3 protein-coding genes are annotated in these 6,715 nt (G+C 45.3%); 2 read left to right on the plus strand and 1 reads right to left on the minus strand.

Annotated features, from left to right (window positions below; genetic code table 11):
* Window positions 1-51 precede the first annotated feature (51 nt).
* Window positions 52-969: a glycosyltransferase family 2 protein gene (locus WN50_RS29220; protein WP_046279107.1), complete on the plus strand. Its 918-nt coding sequence runs from the start codon at window positions 52-54 to the stop codon at window positions 967-969.
* A gap of 258 nt (window positions 970-1,227) precedes the next feature.
* Here WN50_RS29220 and malQ read toward each other — a convergent pair whose 3' ends face one another.
* Window positions 1,228-2,745, minus strand: a complete 1,518-nt coding sequence (gene malQ, locus WN50_RS29225) for a 4-alpha-glucanotransferase (protein ID WP_046279106.1) — start codon at window positions 2,743-2,745, stop codon at window positions 1,228-1,230.
* A 492-nt stretch (window positions 2,746-3,237) separates the two neighbouring features.
* On the opposite strand from malQ, the gene treS reads away from it, so the two are divergent.
* Complete coding sequence (gene treS / locus WN50_RS29230; protein WP_046279105.1) at window positions 3,238-6,573, plus strand: maltose alpha-D-glucosyltransferase; 3,336 nt, start codon at window positions 3,238-3,240, stop codon at window positions 6,571-6,573.
* The last annotated feature ends 142 nt before the right edge of the window (window positions 6,574-6,715 follow it).

Here is a 6,715-nt window from a genome sequence, read left to right on the forward strand (position 1 = left end):
ATTGAGGGAGGAACACCGCCTCTTTAGAGGGGATAGCAGCCAAATTTCAATATGATTAATGTCTCTGTCGTCGTACCGATTTACAACGGTGAGGCAGATTTACCGGATTTGATTGAATGTTTGCGATCGCAAACTTATCCCCAAGATCGCTTAGAGTATTTGTTGGTGGATAATAACAGTCGCGATCGCACGGCTGAGATCTTGCAAACCTTAGCAACCGATCCGATTCGTCCCCTCTCAGAAAATCGCATTCAAAGTTCCTACGCCGCCCGTAACCAGGGAATTCGCATCGCCCAAGGGGAAATCGTCGCGTTTACCGATGCGGATTGTCGTCCACAACCCCAGTGGTTAGAAAAACTGGTTAGACCTTTTGAGGATGCGGCGATTGGGATTGTTGTTGGGGAAATCGTCGCCTTACCGGGTCAAACGTTACTGGAAAAACACGCAGATCGACAAGATACTCTGTCTCAAAAGCATACCATCGCTCACAAGTTTTTTCCCTACGGTCAAACTGCTAATCTTGCCATCCGTCGTCAAATCTTTGCCCAGGTGGGTTTATTTCGTCCCTATTTAACGACAGGCGGAGATGCAGATATTTGTTGGCGAATTCAGCAGCAAACTGATTATAAAGTCTATTTTGCTGAAGATGCAATTATCAAACATCGACATCGGGCAACTTTGCGACAACTACGCAGTCAATGGCGGCGTTATGGTGAGTCTAATCGATATTTACATGAACTGTATGGTGTGGAGTTGATGCGAGATTTCACAACCCAGGATTATCTCTATCGACTCGGACGTTGGTTGTTAAAAGAAATGCCCATTAACAGTATAAAGGCGATCGCACAACAAGCCGATTTAGTTGATATTCTCAATACTCCCATCGGTTTGCTGAATGTTCAAGCCCGTTGTCAGGGTCAAAAACAAGCAAAACTCCCTGAAAAAGCGAAAGAAATTGAACAATTATAGACATCTGAAACGAATACTTATTCCCCCTCAAAAATTTTTTTTGCAGTTAAATTAAACTGAAGATAGCGATCGCATTTTGGAAAATGAAAACACCCTGCTTTCCAAGGCAGGGCTTGCGGTTGACTCGCTTCCCGAGTTCAAAAATGCGAACACCAAAAATTAGAATGAAACAGCCCTGCTGGCTTTGAAAGCAGGGTGATGTAGTTAAAAAAAAGGGGGAGAATTGAATGCAGCCTGAATGAAAAATTGCAGCCTGAATTAGCGGTTATACAACTTTGTCAGATGCAGTAAGCGATCGCTAATTTCCGAAGTGAGTTGATCCGAACTTTCATAACGCCAACGCCAATTTCCCGCATTGATACTCGGATCATTCATCCGCCCCTTATTATCTAAACCCAACAAATCTTGCAAGGGAATAATGGCTTGATTTGCCACAGATTTTAAGGCTAAAGCAATGAACTCCCAATGAATTTCTTTAACTTCGTCAGGGTGAGAATAACCCAGATATTGGGTAACGTGTTGTTTTTCGGGTTCGCCTGCTTGTTGCCACCAACCGACGGTGGTATCATTATCGTGAGTTCCGGTATAAACCAAACAATTCTGAACAAAATTGTGAGGAAGATAGGGATTTTTCGGCGTATCTGCAAAGGCAAATTGTAGAATTTTCATCCCCGGAAACTCAAAGCGATCGCGAAGTTCTTCAACTTCGGGGGTAATAATTCCCAAATCTTCCGCCAAAACAGGTAAACTTCCTAAACCCTGGCGAATCGCTTCAAAAAACTCCTCCCCAGGCGCTTTAATCCATTCCCCATTCATGGCAGTTTCTTCACCCGCAGGCACCCGCCAATAGGCTTCAAACCCTCGGAAATGATCAATTCTGACTAAATCGGCATAGGCGAGAGTCGCTTTAAAACGTTCAATCCACCAAGCAAAACCCGTGCGTTTTAACTCATCCCAATCATAAACCGGATTACCCCAAAGTTGACCCGTTTCGCTAAAATAATCGGGGGGAACTCCGGCAATATAAGCAGATTCTAACGTTTCAGGATCAAGTTGGAAAATATTCGGTTGCGCCCAAACATCAGAACTATTGTGACAGACATAAATCGAAATATCACCAATAATTGAAATGCCTTTATCATTGGCGTAGCGGCGGAGATTTCGCCATTGTTCAAAAAACTTGAACTGAAGGAACTTATGATACAAAATGCGATCGCTAAGTTCTTCGGATTTAGCTTTCATCGCCTCCGGTTCCCGACGAGCGACGCGCGCGTCCCATTTATTCCAGGGTAAACCATCATGGGCTTCTAATAAGGCCATAAATAGGGCATAATCATCTAACCAGGCGGAAGTCTCCTGACAGAAGGATTCAAAAGCCGGATTGGGATTTCCCGAGAGAGATTCCCGAAACCGATCAAAAGCCCGTTGAAGAAACTCTGTCTTATGGGGGATGACACGATCAAAATTTACTCGATTGGGAGTAACATCTTCACTGGGGGGTAAAGGGGTTAATTCATCCGCATTTAGTAACCCTTGTTCGGCCAATTGATCCAAACTAATTAGTAAAGGATTTCCAGCAAAGGTGCTAAAGTTCATAATATAGGGGGAATGCTCATACCCAGTGGGGCCGAGCGGCAGAATTTGCCAGAGGGTCTGACCACTTCTGTCCAAGAAGTCGATGAACTCATAGGCAGATTGCCCTAAATCGCCGATCCCAAAAGGACTGGGTAAGCAGGTCGGGTGCAGTAAAATCCCACTTGCACGTTGAAACGTCATAACTAAATACTGAGTTTGGATTATTTCAACATCATATCTACTAAGCTTGTTTGATCGTATATCCTTAGTCAAAAAATCGGGAGAAATCCTCAACCTTTTTCCGACTTTCTTGGAGAATCCCAACAAATCAACAGGTTATCTTGAATGAGGAATAGAAAATCAAGCTAAAGTAGGGGCGGGACAAAATGTATGTCTCTGTTCAAACAACCTACATCAACCCGCCCAACCCGTTTTTGATCCAGACTCAGGACTCAAATCTGATGTCGATTGTAATCAATCAAGACTTTTCTGAAAATCTATCTTAAGACAGAGGAAAGTCAGCGCTCATCAACTCAAACCATGCCCATACTTGATGGGTGTATAACTTCAGGTAAGTGCAGTCAAACAACAGCGAAGTATCAATAGAAACATCTAAACATTTGTTGCTTTGCCTTTGCTGGATGGCTTCTAGATGATTGTGTAATTTGTAGCTCAGACTAGATATTCGAGAATATGCAACATTCCAAACTTAGCAACGATCCCCTCTGGTTTAAAGATGCCATTATCTATGAGGTGCCGGTGCGTGCCTATGCCGATAGTAACGACGATGGTATTGGTGATTTTCTGGGTTTAACCGAAAAGCTAGACTACCTACAGGATCTCGGAGTAACAGCCATCTGGGTGCTGCCCTTTTTCCCTTCACCGTTGCGCGATGATGGTTATGATATCTCCGACTACATGAACGTTAACCCCATTTATGGCACGTTAGAAGACTTTAAAACGCTTCTCGATGCCGCTCACGAACGGGGAATTCGGGTGATAGCAGAGCTTGTTGTTAATCATACTTCTGATCAGCATCCTTGGTTTCAACGCGCCAGACGATCACCCAAAGGCAGCACAGAGCGAGATTTCTACATTTGGAGTGATACCCCAGATAAATATTCTGAAGTGCGGATTATTTTCCAAGACTTTGAAACCTCAAACTGGGCATGGGACCCGGTAGCCAAAGCCTATTACTGGCATCGGTTCTACTCCCACCAACCGGATCTCAACTATGAGAACCCGGTACTGCAAAAAGCCGTGTTAGACGTTTTAGACTTTTGGATGGAAATGGGGGTTGATGGCATCCGCTTAGACGCCGTACCCTATTTATTTGTCCGCGAAGGAACCAACTGTGAGAACTTACCGGAAACTCACGGGTTCCTCAAAAAACTCCGAGGCCATATGGACTCGAAATTTGACAACCGAATGATGTTGGCCGAAGCCAACCAATGGCCGGAAGATGCCGCAGCCTACTATGGAGAGGGCGATGAATGTCACATGAACTTCCATTTTCCCCTCATGCCACGACTGTTTATGTCGTTGCGGATGGAAGACAGTTTCCCAATTATTGATATTCTCAACCAAACGCCTGCAATTCCTTCTAACTGTCAATGGGCGCTATTCCTGAGAAATCACGATGAACTGACGTTGGAAATGGTCACAGATGAAGATCGTGACTATATGTACAAAGTCTACGCCCAAGATCATCAAGCTCGGATTAATTTAGGCATTCGCCGACGGTTAGCCCCTCTGTTGGGCAACGATCGCCGTCAAATTGAGTTGATGAATAGTTTATTGCTCTCACTGCCTGGAACGCCTGTGTTGTACTATGGCGATGAAATTGGCATGGGGGATAACATCTACATTGGCGATCGCAATGGCGTAAGAACACCGATGCAGTGGAGTCCCGATCGCAATGCGGGCTTTAGTCGCGCTAATCCTCAAAAGCTCTATCAGCCTGTCGTCGTTGATTCAGAATACCACTTTGAAGCCGTTAACGTCGAAGCTCAGGGTGCGAACCCCAACTCGCTGTTATCGTGGATGAAGCGTCTGATCGCTATGCGGAAGCGCTTCCAGGCTTTTGGTCGCGGTACCTTTGAGTTACTGCATCCCGAAAACCGCAAGGTGTTAACGTTTATCAGAACCTATAGCGGGGAACATATTCTCGTCGTCGCGAACCTGTCTCGGTTTGTGCAAACGGTAGAGTTAGATCTGTCGGCATTTGCCGGAATGATGCCTGTAGAAATTTTTGGTCGCGCTCAATTTCCTAAAATTGAAAAGTCGCCTTATTTTCTCAGTATCAGTCCCTATGGGTTTTACTGGTTCATGCTGCAACTTGATCCGAGTCTGACAGAACCGCTCCCTCAGAAAAAACTGCCTGTAATGGCTGTAACTCAAAGCTGGAAACAAGTGTTAGAAAGCTCAGAGTTAAAGAGCAAACTCGAGTCAATTTTAGCGGAGTATCTGCTGAGTTGTCGTTGGTTTATCGGCAAGTCTCAAGTCATGCAGTCGGTTCGTATTACTGATATTATTCCGATTCTGCACCAGGAAACAGAAGCGGTTCTTTCATTAATTCAAGTCGAATACACCGAAGGTTTCCCGGATACCTATGTACTGCCCCTCAGTTATGCCACAGAGGAACGGGCTGAAGAAATTCAAGAAACCATGCCCCAAGCCGTTATCGCTTCCCTGAAAGTCGATGAAGAAGCCGGGATTTTGTTTGATGCGATCGCCTCAGAAAACTTTATGAGTGCCTTACGGCAGATGATAGTTAACCGGATGACTTATCCCGGTAAGCTAGGGCGTTTAGTGGCGATGACAACAGATGCGATCACACAGGAAGAAGATACCCTGCAAGGACAGTTTGAGACGGCTATCGAAAAAGGAAATCGCATTAATACCCTCGTTGTTTATGGGGGGCGGTTTGTGTTTAAACTGTTCCGGCGTGTCGAAGAAGGAATTAACCCGGAACTTGAAGTTCGGCATTTCCTGGGAAGTCGCGCTCCCTTAGCCCATATTGCCCCGGTGATCGGAGGGTTAGAATATCGCCGTCACCGCTCAGATGCCATGACCATTGGGGTTTTACAGCCTTATATTCCAGATGCGACGAATGCTTGGACTGTGACCCTTGATATTCTCCGAGATTATTTTGATCGGGTTGTTGTTGAACAAGCCAATTTAGAAGAAATTCCCCTTCCGACAGAAGAACTGGTGAATTTAATTGAACAACCTGTACCCGAGTTAGCAGCCCTGACGATTGGTTCCTACCTGAGTAATGCGGAACTTTTGGGTCAACGCACGGCGGAAATGCACATTGCATTGTCAGCAGACTACGACAACCCCGACTTTTCACCCGCGCCGTTTACCTCACTCTACCAACGTTCGATTTATCAATATTCTCGCAACCTCACCGGACAAGTCTTTTTCCGCTTGAAAAAATTGCTTCCCAGTCTTCCTCTAAGGACTCAAACCCTTGGGCATCAATTAATGACTCGCAAAGACTTTTTGTTAGCCCGACTGCGACAAGTCCTCAACCTCAAGATTACCGCCATGCGGACTCGCTGTCATGGTAACTACAGTCTTGAGGAGTTGCTGTTTACCGGAAAAGATTATGTCATCCTGGACTTTGAGGGAGAAGCCTACCGCACTTTAAATGAGCGTCGGATGAAGCGATCGCCCCTGCGAGATGTCGCCGGAATGCTACTATCGTTTGATTATGCGACTCGTGTTGCTCTCCGCAATGAAGTGGAAAATGGCATGATTCGAGAGGAAAATCTCGAACAAATGCAGCAATGGTCGCAGTTTTGGTCGGCTTGGGTGAGAGGGGCTTTCCTCAAGAGTTACCTTGAAACGGCGGCGCAAGACTCCTTCCTTCCCAAAAGCACGGCGGAGTTAGAGGTGTTGCTGGAATGTTATTTGCTGGAAAACGCCATTCAAGACTTAGGAATCTATCTGCAAGAATCTAACGATATGCTGGATATTTCTATTCAGCTTTTGATTGATTTTAGCAGCCGCTTAATGTCTTAAGACTTGAAAACCTAACAACAATTGTTCTAAACCCGCCCCCTTCCCCCAATCAATTAATGATTCATATCATGTCCGACTAATCAATAATGATTCTGTAGGGGCGGGTTCAGTCAATATCTTTAGCACTACTCCGAGATTGAGA

The sequence above is a fragment of the Limnoraphis robusta CS-951 genome (genome assembly GCF_000972705.2).

Excerpts from the sequence above, each read along its gene's own strand:
- WN50_RS29220 (WP_046279107.1), top strand. The coding sequence starts at position 52 with ATGATTAATGTCTCTGTCGTCGTACCGATTTACAACGGTGAGGCAGAT.
- malQ (WP_046279106.1), bottom strand. The coding sequence starts at position 2,745 with ATGACGTTTCAACGTGCAAGTGGGATTTTACTGCACCCGACCTGCTTA.
- treS (WP_046279105.1), top strand. The coding sequence starts at position 3,238 with ATGCAACATTCCAAACTTAGCAACGATCCCCTCTGGTTTAAAGATGCC.